We start from the raw sequence: 21098 nt of genomic DNA on the forward strand, positions 1-21098 counted from the left end.
TGACGACTTTTAATATTATATGCTCTCTTCGATTGCTTGTCAACACTTTTTTTACATTCTTTTTTCAAATCTTTTTCGCAGATTTTACTCCCTTGCCGTGTCGACTTATATATATTACTACCATCCCTTCTTACTGTCAATAGGTTTTTGAAATTAATCGGAATCTTTTTCTAATTGTTCAATGAACTCTAATAGACTAGGGTCTGATTCTAAGGCATAGGCTCGGCGAAGATCGTCTAAAGCCACTTCTTTATTTCCTAAATTGTATTCCAAGAGCCCACGATTGTAATATAGCTTTTTCTCTTGAGGGTATTGATTGATTCCTTCTGTTAGAATTTTGATAGCTTCTTCTAATTCTCCGATTCCTGCTAGGGCTATACTTAAATCGTTTATGGTGTTTTCATTTTCTTTATCCATTCGATAGGATTCTCTTAAGTGTTCTACGGCGAGTTCAAACTCTCCCATTCCGTAGTAAATCATACCTTTTATATAGTTCACGCGTTGTGGTTCGTATTCTTTTTCTTGAATGGATTGGATTTGTTTCATTGCCTCTTCGTATCGACTGTATTGCATATAGGATTCTGCCGCTTCTATATAAGCTTCGTTTTGGATTTCTTCGATTTGATTTCGAATTCGATCGTAATCTTCTTCATTCCCTTTTCCTTGAAGGGCTTTTTCATAATATAGTTTTCCTTTTACGTATTGCCCTTTGGCTATGGCGATATTGCCTAAGCGTTCATTGGCCAATGTGTTTTGTGGGTCTTCTTTTACAATTTCTCCGTAAATATCTTCTATTTCTTTGATTAGATAGCCCAACTCTTCGTCATTTCGTTCACCTTCTTCAAACCATTTTTGGTTGTATAGCATTTCCATAGCCAAGGCAATGTAGAAAGTGTCTTTTGGATTTTCTGACAATATATGCAGAAATTTGCTGTAGATATAGAACCATTTGGCTTGATTTTTTTCTACAGTTTCAGATCGTTTCATAGACAAATAAGCAAGCCCATCTTTTCCGGCTTCTTTCATAAATCGTATATATTCTTCTCTGTAGGGAAAGTTTTCATCCATAACGACGGCTGCTGCCATTCCTTTGATGATGCTTTCATAATTTATATTTTCTTCTTCCCCTTGTTTTTTCACCTCTTCAATTAAATCTTCTTGCATAATTGGCAAGGGAACATTTATCAACGCCTGGTTCACACTTTCTTGTCGATCTTCTCTTGTCTCTAAAAATGTAATTTGACTTAGGATATCTCCTAAAAAATATTCTTTGTTCATATTCCACCTATTCATTTTTTTGAGGTTGTTATTTCTCTTTTTCTATTTCTATCTTTCTATCGAAATGTTTCACATATTTGTGATTTTTATAGAAGAGAATTCTTTCCATCCCTTGTAATGGCAAAGTGATTCCGCGGGCAAATCGGCTCACGCGATGAATGTCTTTTCCAAACTCTTCGTATTCTGATTCATCCATCTCTCCAATCCACTGAATCAATTTATTTTTCCGCATTTCTTGATCCTGAACGGGAAGGATTTTTTCTATAAATTGATCCTCTTGGAAATAAAAATCTTCCTTTAACGTTTCGTAGGCCACTTCCCATGGTAAGGTTGCTTTTTCTTTTAGCCAATCAAACAAGAGTTGGTACTTTCCTTTTTGGCTTTTTAGCGTATAGCTTTCCTTGTTTTCTCTATAAAATTCTGTAAGGGAGAAAATATATTGGGAGGGCTTCGTTCCTTGGTCAAATATTTTTTGGCTTATGCCAGTGAATTGGTGTTCATCTATATAAATTTCTGATATTTTTTCAAAGTCTTTTAAGAATAAAACTTCCTTAGCGGATAAATCTTTTGTTCGAATTACGGTGTAGGGAGCTTTTTTCTCATAAAATAGGCCGTATTCTTCGGCGTTTTTCCTTAACGCTGTTCCTCTCAATAATTTCAAAAAGCCAATTTGAATTTTTTCTGGCTTCATGGAAAATACATCGTCGAATCCTCGCAAAAAACTTTCCATATTTTCTCCAGGAAGTCCAACGATTAAATCCAAATGACGATGAATGTTGGATTTAGAAAATCGTTCCATGGATTTTTTTATGTTTTCTAATCCTTCTTTTCGATGGATCTCTTCCAAAACTTCTGGGTTTGTTGTCTGAACTCCGGCTTCCAATTGAAAGAGTCCTTCTGGAGCGTGAATTAAAGATTCTATGACCTCTTCTTGAATGTCTTCCAAATTGATTTCAAAGTGAATATTAATTCCTTCTGGCGCTTCTTCTTTCATAAATTCCAACAATTCCAATGTTCGTTTTGGATGCATGGTAAAGGACCGGTCCACAAACTTAATTTGTTTGGTTCCTGTTTGAAATAATTTTCGCATATCTTTCTTTACTTTTTCTACGCTTCGATAGCGAACTTTATCATCTAAAGAGGATAGGCAATAGGCACAATTATAGGGACAGCCTCGCATAGCTTCATAATACAAAATGCGATGTGCCATATTTTCTTCTTTATAATCCAAACTAGGAAGATGATCCAAATCTTTCGTTATTTCTACAGGAGGAGTTACTACGAAATTCTCCCCATCTCTATAGACAAAACCTTTCATTTCCTTCCAAAAACGGTTTTCTTCTAAAATTTGAATAAATTGAGGAAAGGATTCTTCTCCCTCTCCATAAAAAATTCCATCTATCCATGGATTCTCCTGAAGATGTTCTTCCCAGTCGTAGGAAACTTCTGGCCCACCAACAAATTGCTGGATTTCTAATCCCATTTTTCCAATGGTATCTCCTAACTTTTGAATTTGCGACCAATTCCAAATATAGCAAGACCAGAAAATATGAGTCGGGTTCCGTTTCAAAATTTCAAAAAGCAAATCTTCTTGGGTTTCATTTATGGTTCCTTCAAAGATTTCGACTTCTTTCTTGCAAGATTTTTGAAGAAGTCGCACCGCTAAATTGGTATGACTAAAGCTCGCGTTTAAGGCAACTAATAATTCTTTCAAAAATACCTCCATGAAAAAAAGAGGGCCTAAGCCCCCTATTTCTTACATCTTTTCAGGAGCTTGGATTCCTAATAAATCCAAACCTCTTTTGATCATATTTTTTACACCGTAACACAATAACAGTCTTGTGTTGGTTAACTCTTCCTCTTCTGTCAAAATCGTTGTAGCATTATAGAATTTGTTGAAAGTTTTTGCTGCTTCTACAATATAACGAGTAATGAAATAAGGCTCGTTTTTCAAATGAGCATCTACGATAATGTCAGCGAATCCATATAATAACTGCAACAAACGAATTTCCTCTTCATTGGTTAACAACGCCGGATTCACCTTGTTGTCCAATTGGAAATTCCCTTTTGCTAATAGAGAATTGATTCGAGCGTGGGTGTATTGTACATAAGGCCCAGTTTCTCCTTCAAAACTCAAGGTTTTTTCCCAATCAAATACATAATCTTTGATTCTTTGGTTAAACAATTCTTGGAATTTTACCGCTCCTATTCCAACTTGTTCTGCCAATTCTTTCCGATTTTCCATAACTACGCCTAACTCTTCTTCTCGTTTGCTCAAAATTTCATCTACTTGAGAAATGGCGCGATTTAATACATCTTCTAAATACAATACTTTTCCACGACGTGTAGAAAGGGTTCCATCTTCTAAACTTACCATACCAAAGGGAACGTGGATACAATCTTTTGACCATTCGTATCCCATTTTATCCAAAATAGCCACCAATTGTTGGAAATGAAGATTTTGTTGGCTACCTACAACGTAAATGTTTTTGTAGAAATCGTAGGTGTCTTTACGGAATTTAGCCGCTGTAATATCACGAGTCAAATAAATGGTAGATCCATCTCGTTTTACGATGATAGATGGTGGCAATTTGTATTCTTCTAAATCTACAATTTTTGCTCCATCGCTTTCTACCAATACGCCTTTGTCTTCCATTTCTTGAACAACAGCTGGCATTAAATCGGAGTAATAACTCTCTCCACGGTAGGAGTCAAATTCGATATCCAACAATTTATAGACACGTTGAAATTCATCTAGACTCACTTCACGGAACCATTTCCATAAAGCAACGGCTTCTTCGTCTTTTTCTTCCAATTTACGGAACCATTCTCTAGAATTGTCTAACAATTCTGGCTTTTCTTCCGCTTCTTGGTTAATACGAACGTATAATTTTACAAGTTCTGGAATTGGATTGCTTTCGATTACTTCACGATTTCCCCATAATTTATAGGCTTCAATCATCATACCGAACTGCGTTCCGTAATCTCCCAAATGATTAATTGACGTTACATCGTATCCTAGAAATTCATAGATTCGCTTTAAGGAATCTCCAATAACAGTAGTACGAATATGCCCAATATGGAAAGGCTTCGCAATATTTGGGGAAGAGTATTCCACTACAACCGGACGATTTTCCCCATAGTTTGTACGACCAAATTCTTCTTTTTCTTCTTTGACTTGGCCTAACATCAACTCAGCCAAAGCTTTTCGATCCACAAAAAAGTTCAAATAGCTTCCCACTACTTCGATTTTTTCAAAAGATTCTAAATCTCCCAAAGATTCTTTGATTTCTTCTGCAATCATTTGTGGGCTTTTTCTCTTGATTTTTGCAAGGGAAAAGGTTGGAAATGCATAATCTCCCATTTTTGAATCTGGTGGAATCTCAATCAAAGATAAAAATTGATCTACTTCCAACTCTGGAACTTCTTCATGCAGCTTTTCTGCAATTATTTTCTTAAAATCTAACATTTTTCTACTCCTATTTTAATTCCCCATAGGTTACGCCACTTCCACCATCGTCATAGGCTGCTTCCTTATAGGATTTTACCAGTTTGTGTTTCCGCAAATACTCTTGAACTTTCTGTCGCAGAGCTCCGGTGCCTTTTCCATGAATTATACGCACACTTTTCAAATTCGTCAAATAGGCATCATCAATCATCTTATCCAAATCGGCTACGCATTCTTCAAAGGTTTTTCCTCGAATATCAATCTCCGTCTTGGCATTTTTTGCTTTCTTCTGAACCAAATTTTTCGAATTTTTGGTTCGTCGTTCTTCTTGTCTTGTTTTGCTGGCCTGAACCAATGTGTTTTTTGGCAAAGACATTTTCATAAGTCCTGCTTGAACCAATACATTTCCCTTGGCATCTTCCAAGGCCAAGACCGTCGCTTCCACCCCAAGAGATTGGGCAAATACCGTATCTCCTAATTTTAACTCTTTGACAGGGTTTGAGGCCTCTTTTAAGACAACGCCATTTTTATCTGAACGCTTCAAGCGTTTTAGATCGCTTCGCAAAAGATCTTGGGCTTGTTGAAGAGTTTTTGCTTCTTCTTTTTCTAATTTATTGGTGATATCTTTGATTTCAGAAAGGGCTAATTCCGCATTTTCCTTCGCTTCTGTCACCAAATCTTTGGCTTCTTTTCTCGCCTTTTCTAAAATCCGATCTTTTTCTCTCTCCAAAGCTGCCGATTGTTTTCGGGTTTTGGAGAGTTCTTTTTCTAAAGCCTCTTTTTCCTCTTCGGTTCGCATGCGAGTTTGTTCCAAACGCTGACGCTCATTTTCCAACTCTTCCAAAACGTCCTCAAAAGCAATATCTTCGGTTTCCAAGAAAGCATTGGCACGCCCAATGATCTCATCGGGCAATCCCAAACGTCTAGAAATTTCAAAGGCATTGGACTTTCCAGGCACTCCAATAATTAAACGATAGGTTGGAGAAAGAGTGTCTATATCAAATTCCATAGAAGCGTTTTGTACTCCTGGCTCCGTTAAGGCATAAAGTTTCAATTGATTGTAGTGAGTTGTGGCCATAACATGAATGGATTGTTCCTTTAGCGTATCAATAATACTTAAAGCCAAAGCCGCTCCCTCTGTAGGATCGGTTCCCGCTCCTAATTCATCAAATAGAACCAAGGAATTTTCATCCGCCTCTTTCAAAATATCTACAATATGAACCATATGGGAACTGAAAGTAGACAGAGATTGTTCAATGCTCTGCTCATCTCCAATGTCGGCAAAAATTTTCTTATAAATTCCTACAACGGATCCGGAACGAGCGGGAATATGAAGACCAAATTGAGCCATCATCGTTAACAATCCCAATGTTTTTATGCTTACGGTTTTTCCTCCCGTATTCGGCCCCGTTATAATCAAAGCCTGATAATCTCCGCCCAATTCAATGGTAACCGGCACTACTATTTTCGGGTCCAAAAGAGGATGGCGAGCCTCTACCAGTTTTGTTCGAAATTCTGTGGAAAATTTTGGACGAATGGCGTTTTGTTCTAAAGCCAATTTCCCTTTGGCAAATAAAAAGTCTAGTTCTGCCATTATTTGTTCATCGGCTTTGAATTCATAAGGATATTGCCCGATTTCTTCCGAAATTTCTGTTAAAATCCGGATAATTTCTTCTCGTTCAGAAATTTCCAACTCACGAATTTCGTTGTTTAGTTCCACCACTGCCATTGGTTCAATATAAACCGTTTGGCCAGAAGAACTCATATCATGTACCAATCCAGGGATTTTCCCTCGACTATCTTGCCTTACAGGAACAACATATCTTCCTTCTCTCATGGTAATAATAGAGTCCTGGAGAGAGCCTTTCAAATCCTGATTGGCTACAATGGAATTTAGCTTTTCTCGAATGTTGTTTTTCTTTTGGCTTAAAGATCTACGAATCTGTTTCAACCTCGGAGAAGCATCATCGTATAAACTTTCTTCGTTTTCAATGGTTTTTTCAATCCAACGTTCCAATTCCACATTCCCCCACAAAGAAGAAATGTGACCTTCGATAATGGGATAAACACTTTCTCGATCCGAATCATTGTCTGACATATATTTGCGAATTCTTCGAACGCCTCGCAAAAAATCTCCAATGCTTAAAATTTCTCCAATGGATAAAACCCCGCCTCTCGAAGCATGAAGGGCCCATTTGGAAACCCCTTTGATTCCAATTAAAGGAGGCGAACTTCTTTTCATTAAAAGCCCAAGGGCTTCTTCTGTTTCTTGTTGCATTTCCTCGATTCGACGAAGATCGCTTTCCATTTCTAAAGAATCGATCCGTTCTTTTCCTAAGTCGGAAGTCGTCATGTTCTTCAACCGACGAAGAATCTCATCGAATTCTAAAATCTCTTCAATTCTTCTTGCCATAATTCCTCCTAACTTAAGATTCCCTTTTGCCAATGGCCTCTCGTAAAGCCATACTCTCGAATTCTTTCACTCAATTCTTCTAAAGAATCTTTTCTTCCTTCTAAAGCAGAAGAAACGGCTTCCACAATTTCTTCCACAGGCTCCTCGTCTAACAAAAAGCGCAACTTTAACGCCCTCGGATTGTATTTCATTACACTTTCAAAATCATTCCCCAAATACGTAGGAACCATATTGTAAACTTCTGTAAAATCACTTCTTCGAAGCAATGGGAAATTCGCCTTTCTTTGATCCTGGATAAAATATCCTTTTCGGAAAGAACAAACCTTGCAATTTCGGTTATTTCCACATTTTTTCTTCAAGGACATCGGGCAGTGTTTCATGGTCATAACTCTTTGATAACCATAGAACAAAATCTCTCCACAAGAACCAAATCCTTCATAAAATTCCTTATACTGCGATTCTCTACACTCCGAAGAAGGCATAATTTCGGTGTTCTCCTTGGCAAAAAAAGCAAAGGACTCCGAATTGAACACATTCAATCCCTCTCCTACTACCTTTTCTCCTTCTAAATCCATTTGCCCTAAATTTTGTGCTACGATTCCATGAATTTTATCTTTCTGTTTCTTGTAATATTCTCTGTACTCTTTTGTTCCATCATAAGTAGGCATACTTAAGTAAATTTTGCCCTTAAAATCTTTTAGAAAATCGAAGGTTTCTTTCTCTTTTTCTATATATTTCAATTCTAAACGATCTACTTTTTCCATGGGAACTCGCTTTAATTGCTCGAAGCTGGAAACTTCCACCGTTAACAAAGGTCTTCTGGGAGGATATTTTTCTCTTTTTCCTTGGGAAAATTTTAGGGAAATCTCTTCTCGAGGAAAATTCTCCTCTTCGTATTTTTCAATGGCCTCCCGACGAAGTTGATTGATGCTTTTTATAGGAATAAAAGCATTCTCGTCCACATCCCATTCCAAAGAATCCAGATAATAATAGGACCGATCAAATTTTCTTAAATTCTCTTCTATTTTTTTCATTGGCAACGGAGCTTTTTTTGCTTCTTCCACCACTTGATCCAAAGTAACCATAACTTTTTTCTTTCCCATTAAAGAAAAAGAAGGTTTCTTTCCTATACGAATAGAAATTTTTCCATTCAAAGGAATTTGATGGTATAAATTCTCCAAACTTTTTTGGGATTTTTCTGCCAATTCTTGGCTAATCACTCTCTGAAACACACTGGGGATTTTTGGCGTAAAATTTAACTCTAATACAAAAGTTGAACCCGCTTTTGCATTGGTAGAAAGAGGCAATACCTTCTTTCTTCCTTTATTGTCTTCCATTTCCAGAACGTCGCCTTCCCGTAAATCCAAAGAAGCCAAAAAAAGTGCATTCTTTCCCATACGCTTTTTTATTTCTCCAGCAACAACACCACGGTTGTCTGGCCGATCGAAAGAAATATAATTTCCCGAAAAATCTCCAAAAGTCGTTCCCTTTGTAAATGTTCGGTTGAAAATTTGAACGACATCTTTTTCATTATAAGGTTTCCCGTCTAAAGCTTCTCTGTAATTTCTCGTAATGGTCGCCACATATTCTGGGCGTTTCATCCGCCCTTCTAATTTGAAGCTATCCACGCCCGCTTCTAACAATTTTCCTACATCCTGTAGAGTATTCAAATCTCGCGGACTAATTGCATATCCTCGCTCATAAATAGGATTTTTTTCGTCGTCCACAATCTCATATTGTTTGCGGCAAGGCTGAGCACAGGAACCACGATTCCCGCTCCGTCCTCCAATCATAGAGCTCATTAAACATTGTCCACTTACGGACACACACAAGGCTCCATGACAAAAAGCTTCCACTTCTAAACTGGTTTCTCTTTTTATTTTTTCTATTTCTTCTAGTTCAACTTCCCTACCTACTACTACACGGCTGAAGCCCATTTCCTCAAGAAAACGGGCTCCATCTACATCCAAAATGCTCATTTGTGTACTTCCATGCAATTCAAAATTAGGTAAGAGTTCTCTTACTTTTTTGGCAAATCCAACGTCTTGTACAATCAATGCATCGACGCCAATTAACCAAAGGTATTTTGCGTATTCTAACGCCTTTGGCAATTCTTTATCGGAAAGCAAAATGTTCATAGTAACAAAGACTTTCACCCCGCGAATATGGGCAAAGTCTACACATTCTTTCATTTCCTCTCGATCAAAATTGTTGGCACTAGCTCTCGCACTAAATTCTTTACCGCCAAGATATATGGCATCGGCACCATTGGCCACTGCCATATAAAAAGCCTCTTTCGAACCTGCTGGCGATAATAATTCTATATTTTGAATCAAACTTCTGACTCTCCTCTTAAAATCGAAATCTCTTTGTAAAGATCCGCCAAGTTGATTTGGTTTTGGTAGTTTTTATCTTCCAATTCCTGAACTTTTTGTGTTTTTTCTTGGACCTCAACTTTCCATTTCTCTTCCTCTTCGGTTTTTTCTTGAAGTTTTTGTTTTAGCTCTTTCACTTCTTCCAAAAGATCTTTGCGTTCTTTTTCCAAATCCAACGCTTTATTTTTGGATTTTTCCTCTGCTTCTCTCGTTTCTTTCAAAGATTTTCGCAAATTTTCTAATTCCGTAATGGTCTCTGTTGCCAGTTCCGAATCTTCAGAATATGTTTTAACATCTTCCATTTTTTTCTCTAAACGCTTCACATTATCCAAAAGATTTAGAGCAGTTAAGATTTGGTATTGCACTTGATTTAATCGACCGTTGCGACGATTGAAATCATCCAACATTTCGTCCAATTCTTTTGCTAAGGCTTCCACATATTCCTTATCATCGTTTCCCACGACATAAAAACTCATACCGTCTATTTGCACTTTGAATCGATTGGTTTCCATTTGGTCCTCCTAATTTAGATGGCCCGCAATTTTGCATCAAATTGTTTTTCTACTGTTTCAATGGCTTTTTCTACAATTGGAGCTACTTCTTCCTCTTTCAACGTACGTTCCTTATGACGGAAACGTAATTTCAAGGCAATGCTCTTCATTCCTTCGCCTACTTGATCTCCACTATAAACGTCAAATACTTCCACAGATTCCAATAGACTTTGATCTACTGATTTTATTCCTTCAATCAAATCACCGGCTGGTAATTTTCTTGGAACAACAAAAGCCAAGTCTCTCTCAATGGCAGGATATTTTACCAAAGCTTCGAATTTCACTTCGTCGTTGTAGAATTCTACCATCTTAGAGAAATTCAACTCCGCTAAATATAGACGTTTTTTAATTCCTAAATCCTTCGCAATCATTGGGCTCAACTCTCCGAAGAATCCTAAATTTTCTTCCCCATAGAACACTTCTGCACTACGTCCATCGTGTAATAAAGGATTTCCATTTAATGTATGGAAGACAACATCGCGCATTCCCAAACGATGGCAAATCAATTCAATTACTTCTTTTAAGAAATAGAAATCTTCTTTTCCATAGAATCCAATGGCTAACTTCTTGCTTTCACTTGGCAATCCTTCTTCGTTTAATTCCACAGAGAAGATATTTCCAAATTCAAAACCATAAGCCGATGGATTTTTATAACTCATATTTTTAGCAAATACATCCAACATATTTGGCATCAAAGTCGTTCTCATAATAGAGTATTCTTCGCCCAATGGATTGATTAATTTTACGGCATCTCGTAAAGGAGAATCTTCTGGGGTACGAATTTTATCAAAAGCGCTTGGTCCCATGAAAGAATACGTCATAAATTCATCAAAACCGGTTGCCAATAATACATTTCTTGCTTCTTCTTCTACAGTACGGAAGAATGGTTTGCCCCCACGAGTTAAGCTACCCGCTAAAGGCTGTGGCACAATATTGTGGAATCCGAAAATTCTTCCCACTTCCTCTGCCAAATCTTGCCAAATGGTAATATCACGGCGGAAAGTTGGTATCTTGCTCTCTAGCATTTCCCCTTTGATTTCTGTAAAAATATGCAAAGAGTCTAGAATTTTCTTCATTTCTTCAATGGAAAGATCCGTTCCCAACAAAGCGTTGATTCGTTTTGGATCGGATTCTAACGTTTCTACTTTTACTGGGTTTGGATAATGATCGATAGATCCTTTGGCTACTTTGGCTGCCCCAATTTCAACAGCCAATTCACACACGCGATCTACTGCCAATTTTGATTTTTCTGGATCCAACCCCTTTTCAAAGCGAGTGGAGGCTTCTGTACGCAAAGCAAAATGTTTCGAAGTTTTTCGAATTTGCCCTTCATCAAAATTCGCACCCTCTAAAATAACAGTTGTTGTTTCGTCTGTAACTTCACTATCTAATCCGCCCATAATACCAGCCAAACCAATGGGCTCTTTTCCATCGGCAATAATGATATCTTCTGTTCTTAATTTTCTTTCATTGTTGTCCAAAGTAGTAAGAACTTCTCCCTCTTTGGCTTGACGAACGATAATTTTTTTGTCGCCTAGATGCTCTAGGTCATAAGCGTGAAGAGGTTGTCCATATTCCAACATAACGTAATTGGTTAAGTCGACAATATTGTTAATTGGACGCACGCCAGCTGCCATTAAATCATTTTGCAACCATTGTGGAGAAGGTCCAATCTTTACATCGGTTAATCCACGAAGATAGAAACGAGGAGACAATTCTGTTTCCACTTCCAACCCTTCGAAAATTTCTTCTAAAGATTTATCGCTATTTTCTTCCACTTTAATCTCTGGTTGAGAGAATTCTTCTCCAATACTTGCTGCCGTTTCCAAAGCCATACCAATTACACTTAAGCAATCTGGGCGGTTTGGGGTAATTTCTAATTCAATAACTTCTTTATCCAGTTCCAAAACTTCGATAAAATCGCTACCTAATTCTGTTCCTTCAGGCAACAAATGGATTCCATCACGGGAGGCTTTCGGAATAACAGAAATAGGGAACCCCATTTCCTCCAAAGAACACATCATCCCTTGAGATTCTACCCCACGAAGTTTTCCATTGTTAATAACCGTTCCGTCTGCGAGTTTTGCTCCATCTAAAGCGACTGGAACATACGCCCCTTCATACACGTTGGTCGCTCCCGTAACGATTTGTTTATTTTCTCCACCGATATCGATTTGGCATACTACCAATTTATCCGCATCAGGGTGTTTTTCAATTTTTGTGATTTTACCAATTACAACCCCCGCAATATCTCCCACACGTTTTTCAATACTTTCAACGTGGGAACCAGTTGCCGTAATTTTATCCGCCATTTCACGGGTGGATATATTTATGTTTACATATTTTTCAAGCCATGATTTAGGTAATAACATGAAAGGCCTCCTTTAGAATTGTCCTAAGAAACGAGCGTCGTTTTCGAATAATAAACGGATATCTTTGATGCCATATTTAACCATGGCAATACGGTCAATCCCCATACCAAAGGCAAAACCGCTATATACGTCAGGATCAATTCCACAATTGCGAAGTACGTTTGGATGAACCACGCCAGCGCCTAAAAGTTCCATGCTCCAACCAGTGTTGTTACAAGCTGGGCAGCCTTCTCCACGACATACCAAACAAGTTACATCTACCTCTGTAGATGGTTCTGTAAATGGGAAATAATGGGGTCTGTAACGAACTTGCATATCTTCCCCAAACAATTCTTTTACGAAAATATTAATGGTTTCAATTAGATTTGCCAAACTAATTCCCTTATCTACAACCAAACCTTCGAATTGATGAAACATAGGGGAATGAGTATCGTCTACATCGTCATAACGGAATACGCGTCCGCTAGAAACGATACGCAAAGGAGCACCCAATTCATTCATAGCACGAATTTGCATAGTAGAAGTTTGGGTACGCAATAAAGTTTCCGCATCTATATAAAATGTATCGCTTAAATCTCTGGAGGGATGATTTTTTGGCGAATTCAAAGCATCAAAGTTGTTTTCAACCGAATCAATCTCTGGACCATCTACTACAGTAAAGCCCATTTCAACAAACAAATCTTCTAGCTCTTCTTTCGTTTTAAGTAAAGGATGTCTATGCCCGATTCTTTGGGTACGTTTATCCAAAGTAACATCCAACAGCTCTTCATCAATTTGAGCTTGAAGCTGTTCTTCTTCTAGCTCGTCTTTTCTCTTTTCGTATAGGGCTTCCAACTCTTCTCGAACTTCGTTGGCAAAGGAACCAATTACCGGTCTTTCTTCCGCTGAAAGTTTACCCATACCACGTAGGATTTGAGTCAGTTCCCCTTTCTTTCCAAAATATTGAACACGGATCTCTTCTAGTCTACTTGGTTCATTTGTGGAAAGAATTTCTTTTTTGGCCGTATCTAGTACAGCTTGCAATTGCTCTCTCATTTGGTTCCTCCTTGATTTTATATAATTTAATTTAATGTCTTATTATATCACGAAGACTAAGGGCTTTCAAATATCTAACCCTAGAGATTTTTCCTCTTTTTCAAAAAATAAACAGGCTAGTTTTTTCTCTTTTACTTGTGGACAGCAAAAAAAAGAAAAAAGATCCTTTTGGACTTTTCCTGCTCCTGTCTTACAATGGATTCCAAGACGGAGGTTGCTTTTACACAGAGGGAAATAAAATTCCCATCTGCTTATTTTTCTTTTTCTCTTGCCATTCTCTTCAATTTATGTTAACATAAATAAGTCATCAGATAAAATAATTAAATACGGTGGCATAGCCAAGTGGTAAGGCGCGGGTCTGCAACACCCTTATCCCCAGTTCAAATCTGGGTGCCACCTCCAAAAAAAGCAAGATAGGTTCCTATCTTGCTTTTTTATTGCTATATTTTTCCAAAATCTCGAGAACGCCCGCAGAGTAACTTCCATGAGTAATTGAAAATCCCATCTTTCGAACATTTTCCGCCGCATTATTAACACAGTAGCCTTCATCAGCTCTCTGAAGCATGGCAACATCGTTCATTTGATTTCCTATGGCAACGGTCCGGACTTCTTCTCCTAGATGATCCAAAAGCCTTTCTACGCCAAATCCCTTACAAATTCCCTTTGGAATGATTTCCAAATAATAAGATTCCGACACCAAAGAATGCAAATTTTCATGCACCCTTGGATCTTGTTCGTTATAATATTTTTTTAATTTTTCCTCTTCTCCTACTAAGAGGATTTTTATAATTTCATTTTCTTCCCCTTCTGGAAAAGGCCAAACCTCGGTCTCTTCCTTTTTTTTATATTTTTCCGTCCATTCATTCTTTTCTCTAAAATAAATTTTATCCTCCGTAAAAAATAAAACATCTAAATCCGTCTCCTTGTAAAAATATTTTATAAGGTCCTTAGGTATAGTAGCCCTTTCTAAAATTTCTCCTTCTGGAGATTGGACCCAGCCGCCATTGGAACAAATAAAAGGAACATTAATTGGAATTTCCTTCAAAAAAGGGAGCAGGGTTTTGGGGGTTCTCCCCGTCGCAATCGTGAAAAAATTTCCTTCCTCCATAAAAGATACAATGGCATCTTTCAATTCTTCCGGCACCTCCACTGGGTGTATATCTGTGTTTAATAGCGTTCCATCTAAATCTGAAATAATAAGAATTTTCATAAGTGCACCTAACCTAAAAAGAACAAAGAGCGAAATGCTCCATTAACCATCTTCCACCTTCTTCCAATTCTTTTTTTCCAATTTGAGGATTTGGCCCGTATTCTATAATCAAATCGGCATTTTTTGTGTATTTCTTATAATAATTTTTCAACTCCATCATGGGAAAACTTCCCTCAAAAATCCGTTTGTGTTCATCCGATTTTTGGTTGTTGTCATGAATGTGATAAGCTACAATTTGTTTTCTTAACGTATAAATTACCTTCTCTACGTCCCATTCATTGCAGTGCATATGCCCCACATCAAGAAGAATGGGATATTTTTTTATTAAAGCCAACTCCATAAATTCTTTTTCATCGTATAACAGATTTTCTTTTCTCTGAATCCCTACATTTTCCACCACTTGATCTAAACCATAACTTCTTGCTTTCTCTTGAAGAATGCAGTAGTTTTCCTCGCTATTCTTCTTCATATTTTTTTCTTCTTCTATTTTTTTGTTATTGTGGTGAAAAACAATATATTTCGCCCCTAAACGATGGGCCCATTTCATGGTTTTTTCTTGATTTTTCATCATCTCGTTGTAATCGGGATGTTCTTTTCCTAGAGAAGGTTCCGTAAAATAATAAGGACTATGAAAGCTTTTTGTACGTCCTCTTAAATAGTCTTCTTTCTTTTCAAGGATTTTTTCAAATTTGTCATCTTGCCATAAGGGGAAAATCTCTAAATTGAATCCTTCTGGTAAAAACATTTCTATTTCTTCGAAATCTTCGATTTTTCCAAAAATATTTGTAGACAAACTGATTCTTCGCATGGGTACTTCCTTTCTCTTGGATTTTTAATTTCCTTCCCTGTTTTCTCTTTCTGTTATTTTGAATGAAAATGAAAATAAAGAACAAAAGAACAAAAAGAACAAAAGTTTCCTTTTATCCTCCTCCGTATTATAAAAAAGAAAATTAGAAAAGAGATGGATTCCCCGTAAGACTTTTGTAAATAATTCTACAGAAATATAAGATGCATTACCCAACTTCTTCCTCTTTTATTTAGGACACAAAAAAAGAGAATACGCATTGCGTATTCCCTTTTTATGGAGCGGAAGACGAGATTCGAACTCGCGACCCTCGCCTTGGCAAGGCGATGCTCTACCACTGAGCCACTTCCGCAAAAAATGGTGCCCAGAGCCGGAATCGAACCAGCGACACGTGGATTTTCAGTCCACTGCTCTACCGACTGAGCTATCTGGGCAAAGGCCTTTCGACCTTTTTTATTTTACATAATCCTTACGAGATTGTCAAGAATTTTTCTTTCTTGATTCTTCGTAAATCTTTTCCAAATCATTTTCATCAAATTGATACTGTTGATTGCAGAAATGACAGGACACTTCCGCACCGTGGTCCTCGTCAATCATAGCACGGATTTCTTCTGGCGCTAAGGACAATAGAGAATCTTCTACTTTTTCTCGACTGCATTCACATTCAAAGAAAATTTCTTTTTCTTCTAAGATTTCCATCTCAAATTCTGGTAGCAAACGAGCCAACAATTCTCTTTCATCCAACCCTTCTTCCAATAAGTTGGTTACAGATTTTACACTTCCCAAAGATCTTTCCAATTTTTGGATGGCTTTTTCCGTTGCATCTGGCAACAATTCAATAATAAATCCTCCTGCGCTAGATACAGATAAATCTTTATCTACACGAACGCCCAATCCTACCGCAGAGGCCACTTGTTCCGATTGCAATAAATAGTGGGCTACGTCTTCTGCAATTTCTCCATTGGTTAGAGCCACTTGTCCTGTATAGCTTTCTTTTAGCCCCAAATCCATAACCACATTTAGGGTTCCTTCATGGCCAACCAATCCTCCAACATCTAATTTCCCGTCGGATTCACGTATGGGCAAATCCGCTTGTGGATTATCAACATACCCTTTTACGGATCCGTTGTTTCTACCTGTAACAACAATTCTTCCTAAGGGCCCATTTCCTAAAATATTCAAAGTCAAAGACTCGTTTTCATTTTTTAATTTATTTCTCAACAAAATTCCTGCCGTTAAAGAACGTCCCAAAGCCGCTGTAGCCGTAGGGGAAAGTTGATGCGTAATACGCGCTGTTTCCACTAAATTGGTAGAAATCGCAATATGTGCCTTAATCATCTTATCTTTATCAATGGCACGAATACAAATATCTTTCATTCTATCTCCTTCTAACTATAAAAGCCCAACGTAGGCTATTTTCATTCCCATCCTCTTCTCTATACCCATCTCGAATGGATACGATCTCAAACCCTGTCTCTTGGAGCAGGTTTTTGATTTCTTCTAAGGAATAGGCATATTCTTTGTGTTCTTCTGTAGAACGCTCGTAAAGGCCCTCTTCCTCTTCCAAAAAGAAATTCAAGCGATAATGGTTGATTCTCTTTTCTTCGTCATAAAAATTTTCCCAAGTAAAAAAATACTCTTCTCCTTCTTCAATTTGAATATGGTTCTTGTATTGTTCTCTAAACCGAAGTTCCGTATTCAAATCAAAGACAAAAATCCCCTCTTCTTCCAAATGATTGTAAACATTCTGGAATGTCTTTTGAATGGATTCTAAAGAAGAAAGGTAATTCATACTATCACACAAACAGACGATTAAGGAATATTTATGAGAAAAAGAGAAATCCTCCATATTCATTTTATAAATTTTAGCCCATTTGTTCCGATACAGTTTCTCGTAAGCCTTAGACAACATTTCTTCCGATTGATCAAAGGCATCAACCACCGCTATTTTAGATAAATACTCCGTTAAACTCCCCGTTCCACAAGCCATTTCCAAAATGCGATTCGGGCGCACTCCCTCTGATTTTAGCACCTCTTGCAGAAAACCATCTACCTCTTCATAGCTGTAATTGTCCATAAATTGGTCGTAAAATTCTGAAAAAATTGTATACGCTTCGGTCATTTCAAACATTCCAAAATTCTCGTTAAAGCTACGGCGGCGGATTCATGAATAACCACATCGGCATACCCATCATAAGGAGTCATATCTTTGTTTATAATAATCAAATTCTTCACTTGGCGAGGCAAATAGGCCACCGGCATCACTCGCAAAGAAGAACCAATTACAACCATCGTATCGGCTCGCTCTGTCGCTTGTATGGCCCGCTCAAACTCTACCGGCATGGCATCTCCAAATAAAACGACATTGGTACGCACAAGCCCGCCACATTTTGGGCATCTAGGAGGAATTTCTCCTCCCTGTACCAAATCGTCTATTTCTTCGAAAGAATATACGCTTTGACAGGATTCGCAATGGCCGTGGGACGCATCCCCATGGACGGGCAAAACGTCTCGAGATTCTGCCAACTGATGCAAGTTGTCAATGTTTTGTGTAATAATTTCGTGCATCAATCCCATTTCTTGTAATTTCGTTAAAGCAAAGTGGGCGTCGTTTGGCTTTTTCCCTTCTAAATCCTTTAGAATTTGGTAACCTTCCTTATAAAAGCGTTCTGGCTCATTATACATTACATCATTGGATAAGGCGTCTTCTGGAATAATATTGGCATAATATCCTGTGGAACTGCGAAAATCAGGAATTCCTGATTCCGTTGACAAACCGGCCCCTGTTAAAGCTACTGTATATTTTCCGTCCTTTAACAACTTTGCTGCTTGCTCATATAAATTCATGTTAACCTCCTTGCACACAAACCATAATGTAATACATTACCAAAAACAAAAAAGGAATCAAATCCTTTCCTTTTACCCTTCGACGAGCCTGTTTTTCTTGAGAAGAGGCGCGATATTTCCCTTCCATTTCCACAAATATTTTTCGTAAAATAAGAAAAGCAAAAACCCCTACTACCAGCAATAACACCATAATAAAATTCTCAACGGATCCAAACAACTGAACAAAGCCATTTTCACCCCATGCTTCAATCATTCCGTCATTGTACCAACTTAAAAACAAAATACTAATGGTATTATGAAGAAAATGGCCGTAAATAACGGCTGGTAAGCTACCCGTTCTTCGGTAGATAGTGGCCAATAAAATCCCGAATAGAAGAGGGGCTACAAAATTTTGCAATTCAAAATGGAATATGGCAAAAACTAGCGCCGATACAAACACTATGAATCCTTCTGAAAAATTGGTTAAAGTCTTTTGTACAAACCCTCGAAAAAGAGTTTCTTCTGCTATGGCAGGTACAAGAGCCAAGAAAAACAACTGGGTCCATAGAGGCGCTCCGCTACGCACCACGCCCAAACTCACATTTTTGAGTTCAAAAAAATGGGATAAAAATTGCAAGAAAAATCCATTAATAAAAAGAATAATGGGAAAGGCACAGAGAATCAACAGAGAAATCTGTCCCAACATAGAGGGCGAAAAATGAACATCTCCCTTGTATCGATAGAGTCTGCGCAAAAAAAAGGCAGGCAAAAAAATCAAGAAAAACTCGTTAATTAACACCCCACGAATGGGACTGCCTTTTGCAAAAATCGGTCCTAAATTAACATAGAGAATACCTAGAAAGAAAATGAGAAAAAACAGGGTGAAAATAGGAATTTCTCGTGTTTTATTCTTCGTCGTCTTCATAGGTGAAAATATAAGGGACGTTTCGATAATGAGGTCCGTAATTCAATCCACATCCCACAATAAACACGTCTTCAATTGTAAAGGCTACATAATCGGCCTTAAATTCCACTTCTCGACGTGAAGGTTTGTCCAGCATAACAACCGAATGCAAAGAAGCTGGATTCTTACTTGCCACATATTCAGAAACGGCTTTCAAAGTACGGCCACTATCCACAATATCATCTACCAACAAAACATGGCGTCCTTCAATCGGAGCACGCAAACCGTCTAAAATTTGAACTTGCCCACTAGAAACCTCAGAATCTTCGTAGGAAGAAGTAGTTAAGAAATCCACTTCCATTATCGTATCAATTTCACGAACCAAATCCGCTGCAAAAACAAAGCTACCCCGTAACAAAGCAATGACCAAAAGATCCTTGCCTTCATATTCTTTTTGTAACTCTTTCCCTAATTCACGAACACGTTGGGAAATGGTCTCTCTATCATAAAGTACTCTTTCTCTTTTCTCTGCCATACTTGCCTCCTAAAATAAGTTTGTATCCTTTATTATATCAGAATCCTAGATTTTTTTTAAGTAGAGCAAAACATAGCAAAAGAATATTTTTTCAAAAATCCAATTCCGTGATATAATCTCCTTAGGTGATATTATGACAAACAATGACGCTTTTGCATTAGCCAAAGACAAACTTTTTTTATTAAAGCTAATTGAATCCAACGATGGTACCATTGAAATAAAAACTCTCCAACAATTTGTATTGGAATTGGAGCGACTAAACTATTTCTACTTAATGCAATTTTTGCAAGAATTAGAAAAAACAGAATTAATCCAAAAAAAGGGAACCTTCATCGAAATCACACAACATGGAATCGATGCCGTAAATCTATTTACAAAAAATATGACCCCAGAAGATGTAAAACAAATTGAAGCCTTCCAAGAAAAACAAAAAAACCAACCCCAATACTTGGTGGAAGAAACGGTCACTCAGCTTCAAATTCAAAAAAGAATACAGAAGCAACCCGTATTAACCATTTCATTGGAAAAACATGGGTATTCTCCAGAAACTTTAGAAAACATTCGGAAACACCCACAATACTTTTTAGAAAAATGGGAAGAATCTCTTCCCTAAAGAAAAAGCAGCCTTCGTCTAAGATGACAAGGCTGCTTTTTTATTTTTCCTATTCCTTCGTTCCTTCTTCAGGATCTTGGTATTCTTTTTGCATTTCTTTTAACCGTTCTTTTTGTTCTTCTAAATTATAAGGCTTTTGGGAGTTTTCCTCCAACTGATACTCTAGATTTAATTCCTCATAAGATTTTGCCAAATTCCCTAATAATTTGTTACTTGATAAATCTTCGCTCATAGCCGCCAAAATTTTTCCCTTTTCTTCATCTACGATTACTTTATAGATAAATTCTCCATAAGAAGGAGCTCCTCCATCTAAATAATCGTAAGCGATGGTTAAGAGTTCTTCTTTCTGTCCTTCGCCAAAAGAACGGGATTGTTGATCCTTAATGGCGTATTTTTCTAGAGAAAGTTCTCGCCCATTTAATTCTTCCATAAGAGATCGAATTTCTTTCCGATCTTTTATAAATTCCCTTAAAGCAGTGTTATTCTCATCCACATACTCTGAAATTTTTTCTGGATTGCTAGGAAAATCAGAATACACCTCCAAAATAAAAGCTTCCGCTAATTCTTTCGAAGAAACCGCTTCCGTTCCCTCTTGAACCACTTCCACCTCTTGATTGACAGGAGTATTTTCCTTCTCGTTTTCCGTCGTTGTTCCACAACCAGTGAAAAACAATAAGAACAACAAAAGGGGAATCCCTTTTTTAATAAATTTCTTCATACGTCCTCCTCCTTC

General features: G+C 37.5%; 17 protein-coding genes and 3 tRNA genes. 2 read left to right on the forward strand and 18 right to left on the reverse strand.

The window, feature by feature from the left end:
* Nucleotides 1-153: 153 nt before the first annotated feature.
* Genes LQU94_RS07650 through pheS form a run of 8 tightly spaced genes read right to left on the reverse strand, consistent with a single transcriptional unit; the run spans nucleotide 154 to nucleotide 13472 of the window.
* Nucleotides 154-1278 carry a lipopolysaccharide assembly protein LapB gene (locus LQU94_RS07650; RefSeq protein WP_230697095.1) on the reverse strand — a complete coding sequence of 375 codons (1125 nt, stop codon included), beginning with the start codon at nucleotides 1276-1278 and terminating at the stop codon, nucleotides 154-156.
* Nucleotides 1279-1306: 28 nt separating this feature from the next.
* Nucleotides 1307-2992 (reverse strand): B12-binding domain-containing radical SAM protein, encoded by a 1686-nt coding sequence (locus LQU94_RS07655; RefSeq protein ID WP_230697096.1) that lies wholly within the window; start codon nucleotides 2990-2992, stop codon nucleotides 1307-1309.
* A 42-nt stretch (nucleotides 2993-3034) separates the two neighbouring features.
* Nucleotides 3035-4747 (reverse strand): arginine--tRNA ligase, encoded by a 1713-nt coding sequence (argS, locus tag LQU94_RS07660; protein ID WP_230697097.1) that lies wholly within the window; start codon nucleotides 4745-4747, stop codon nucleotides 3035-3037.
* A gap of 10 nt (nucleotides 4748-4757) precedes the next feature.
* Complete coding sequence (locus LQU94_RS07665; protein WP_230697098.1) at nucleotides 4758-7139, reverse strand: endonuclease MutS2; 2382 nt, start codon at nucleotides 7137-7139, stop codon at nucleotides 4758-4760.
* An 8-nt stretch (nucleotides 7140-7147) separates the two neighbouring features.
* On the reverse strand, nucleotides 7148-9475 hold the full coding sequence (locus LQU94_RS07670) for a U32 family peptidase (RefSeq protein ID WP_230697099.1): 2328 nt from the start codon (nucleotides 9473-9475) through the stop codon (nucleotides 7148-7150).
* A complete protein-coding gene (zapA, locus tag LQU94_RS07675) occupies nucleotides 9472-10026 on the reverse strand; it encodes a cell division protein ZapA (RefSeq protein ID WP_230697100.1) in 555 nt (184 codons plus the stop codon). The genes LQU94_RS07670 and zapA overlap by 4 nt, the downstream gene beginning before the upstream one ends.
* Before the next feature lie 14 nt (nucleotides 10027-10040).
* Nucleotides 10041-12437, reverse strand: coding sequence for a phenylalanine--tRNA ligase subunit beta (gene pheT, locus LQU94_RS07680; protein ID WP_230697101.1), 2397 nt, complete (start codon nucleotides 12435-12437; stop codon nucleotides 10041-10043).
* Between the two features lie 12 nt (nucleotides 12438-12449).
* Nucleotides 12450-13472 carry a phenylalanine--tRNA ligase subunit alpha gene (pheS, locus tag LQU94_RS07685; RefSeq protein ID WP_230697102.1) on the reverse strand — a complete coding sequence of 341 codons (1023 nt, stop codon included), beginning with the start codon at nucleotides 13470-13472 and terminating at the stop codon, nucleotides 12450-12452.
* 328 nt (nucleotides 13473-13800) lie between these two features.
* On the opposite strand from pheS, the gene LQU94_RS07690 reads away from it, so the two are divergent.
* Nucleotides 13801-13874, forward strand: a tRNA-Cys gene (locus tag LQU94_RS07690).
* A gap of 19 nt (nucleotides 13875-13893) precedes the next feature.
* On the opposite strand, the gene LQU94_RS07695 is transcribed toward LQU94_RS07690, so the two are convergent.
* From LQU94_RS07695 to hpt, 9 genes are all read right to left on the reverse strand, one after another.
* Nucleotides 13894-14682: an HAD family hydrolase gene (locus LQU94_RS07695; RefSeq protein ID WP_230697103.1), complete on the reverse strand. Its 789-nt coding sequence runs from the start codon at nucleotides 14680-14682 to the stop codon at nucleotides 13894-13896.
* 13 nt (nucleotides 14683-14695) lie between these two features.
* Complete coding sequence (locus tag LQU94_RS07700) at nucleotides 14696-15490, reverse strand: sugar phosphate isomerase/epimerase (protein ID WP_230697104.1); 795 nt, start codon at nucleotides 15488-15490, stop codon at nucleotides 14696-14698.
* 274 nt (nucleotides 15491-15764) lie between these two features.
* Nucleotides 15765-15839: transfer RNA gene (locus LQU94_RS07705), tRNA-Gly, on the reverse strand.
* 6 nt (nucleotides 15840-15845) lie between these two features.
* Nucleotides 15846-15921 (reverse strand) — tRNA-Phe (locus LQU94_RS07710).
* Nucleotides 15922-15967: 46 nt separating this feature from the next.
* The gene (gene hslO, locus LQU94_RS07715; protein ID WP_230697105.1) at nucleotides 15968-16864 is read right to left on the reverse strand and encodes an Hsp33 family molecular chaperone HslO; all 897 of its coding nucleotides are present in this window, start codon (nucleotides 16862-16864) and stop codon (nucleotides 15968-15970) included.
* A gap of 1 nt (nucleotide 16865) precedes the next feature.
* The gene (locus LQU94_RS07720) at nucleotides 16866-17618 is read right to left on the reverse strand and encodes a class I SAM-dependent methyltransferase (protein ID WP_230697106.1); all 753 of its coding nucleotides are present in this window, start codon (nucleotides 17616-17618) and stop codon (nucleotides 16866-16868) included.
* On the reverse strand, nucleotides 17606-18334 hold the full coding sequence (locus LQU94_RS07725; RefSeq protein WP_230697107.1) for an NAD-dependent deacylase: 729 nt from the start codon (nucleotides 18332-18334) through the stop codon (nucleotides 17606-17608). Before LQU94_RS07725 ends, LQU94_RS07720 begins: the two co-directional genes overlap by 13 nt.
* Nucleotide 18335: 1 nt before the next feature.
* The gene (locus LQU94_RS07730; protein WP_230697108.1) at nucleotides 18336-19091 is read right to left on the reverse strand and encodes a CPBP family intramembrane glutamic endopeptidase; all 756 of its coding nucleotides are present in this window, start codon (nucleotides 19089-19091) and stop codon (nucleotides 18336-18338) included.
* Nucleotides 19092-19218: 127 nt separating this feature from the next.
* Nucleotides 19219-19752, reverse strand: a complete 534-nt coding sequence (gene hpt / locus LQU94_RS07735; RefSeq protein ID WP_230697109.1) for a hypoxanthine phosphoribosyltransferase — start codon at nucleotides 19750-19752, stop codon at nucleotides 19219-19221.
* 133 nt (nucleotides 19753-19885) lie between these two features.
* Here hpt and LQU94_RS07740 point away from each other — a divergent pair, with 133 nt between their 5' ends.
* Nucleotides 19886-20365, forward strand: coding sequence for a DUF4364 family protein (locus LQU94_RS07740; protein ID WP_230697110.1), 480 nt, complete (start codon nucleotides 19886-19888; stop codon nucleotides 20363-20365).
* A 49-nt stretch (nucleotides 20366-20414) separates the two neighbouring features.
* Here LQU94_RS07740 and LQU94_RS07745 read toward each other — a convergent pair whose 3' ends face one another.
* Complete coding sequence (locus tag LQU94_RS07745) at nucleotides 20415-21083, reverse strand: hypothetical protein (protein WP_230697111.1); 669 nt, start codon at nucleotides 21081-21083, stop codon at nucleotides 20415-20417.
* Between the last annotated feature and the right edge of the window lie 15 nt (nucleotides 21084-21098).

This window comes from Peptoniphilus sp. KCTC 25270 (assembly GCF_021012875.1).
Classification (GTDB): domain Bacteria; phylum Bacillota; class Clostridia; order Tissierellales; family Peptoniphilaceae; genus JAJMZJ01.

Coding starts and splice junctions, on each gene's coding strand:
- LQU94_RS07700 (WP_230697104.1), bottom strand. CDS start 15,490: ATGCGAAGAATCAGTTTGTCTACAAATATTTTTGGAAAAATCGAAGAT.
- hslO (WP_230697105.1), bottom strand. CDS start 16,864: ATGAAAGATATTTGTATTCGTGCCATTGATAAAGATAAGATGATTAAG.
- pheS (WP_230697102.1), bottom strand. CDS start 13,472: ATGAGAGAGCAATTGCAAGCTGTACTAGATACGGCCAAAAAAGAAATT.
- LQU94_RS07650 (WP_230697095.1), bottom strand. CDS start 1,278: ATGAACAAAGAATATTTTTTAGGAGATATCCTAAGTCAAATTACATTT.
- hpt (WP_230697109.1), bottom strand. CDS start 19,752: ATGGCAGAGAAAAGAGAAAGAGTACTTTATGATAGAGAGACCATTTCC.
- argS (WP_230697097.1), bottom strand. CDS start 4,747: ATGTTAGATTTTAAGAAAATAATTGCAGAAAAGCTGCATGAAGAAGTT.
- LQU94_RS07745 (WP_230697111.1), bottom strand. CDS start 21,083: ATGAAGAAATTTATTAAAAAAGGGATTCCCCTTTTGTTGTTCTTATTG.
- LQU94_RS07665 (WP_230697098.1), bottom strand. CDS start 7,139: ATGGCAAGAAGAATTGAAGAGATTTTAGAATTCGATGAGATTCTTCGT.
- LQU94_RS07740 (WP_230697110.1), top strand. CDS start 19,886: ATGACAAACAATGACGCTTTTGCATTAGCCAAAGACAAACTTTTTTTA.
- LQU94_RS07725 (WP_230697107.1), bottom strand. CDS start 18,334: ATGAATTTATATGAGCAAGCAGCAAAGTTGTTAAAGGACGGAAAATAT.
- LQU94_RS07720 (WP_230697106.1), bottom strand. CDS start 17,618: ATGTTTGAAATGACCGAAGCGTATACAATTTTTTCAGAATTTTACGAC.
- zapA (WP_230697100.1), bottom strand. CDS start 10,026: ATGGAAACCAATCGATTCAAAGTGCAAATAGACGGTATGAGTTTTTAT.
- pheT (WP_230697101.1), bottom strand. CDS start 12,437: ATGTTATTACCTAAATCATGGCTTGAAAAATATGTAAACATAAATATA.
- LQU94_RS07695 (WP_230697103.1), bottom strand. CDS start 14,682: ATGAAAATTCTTATTATTTCAGATTTAGATGGAACGCTATTAAACACA.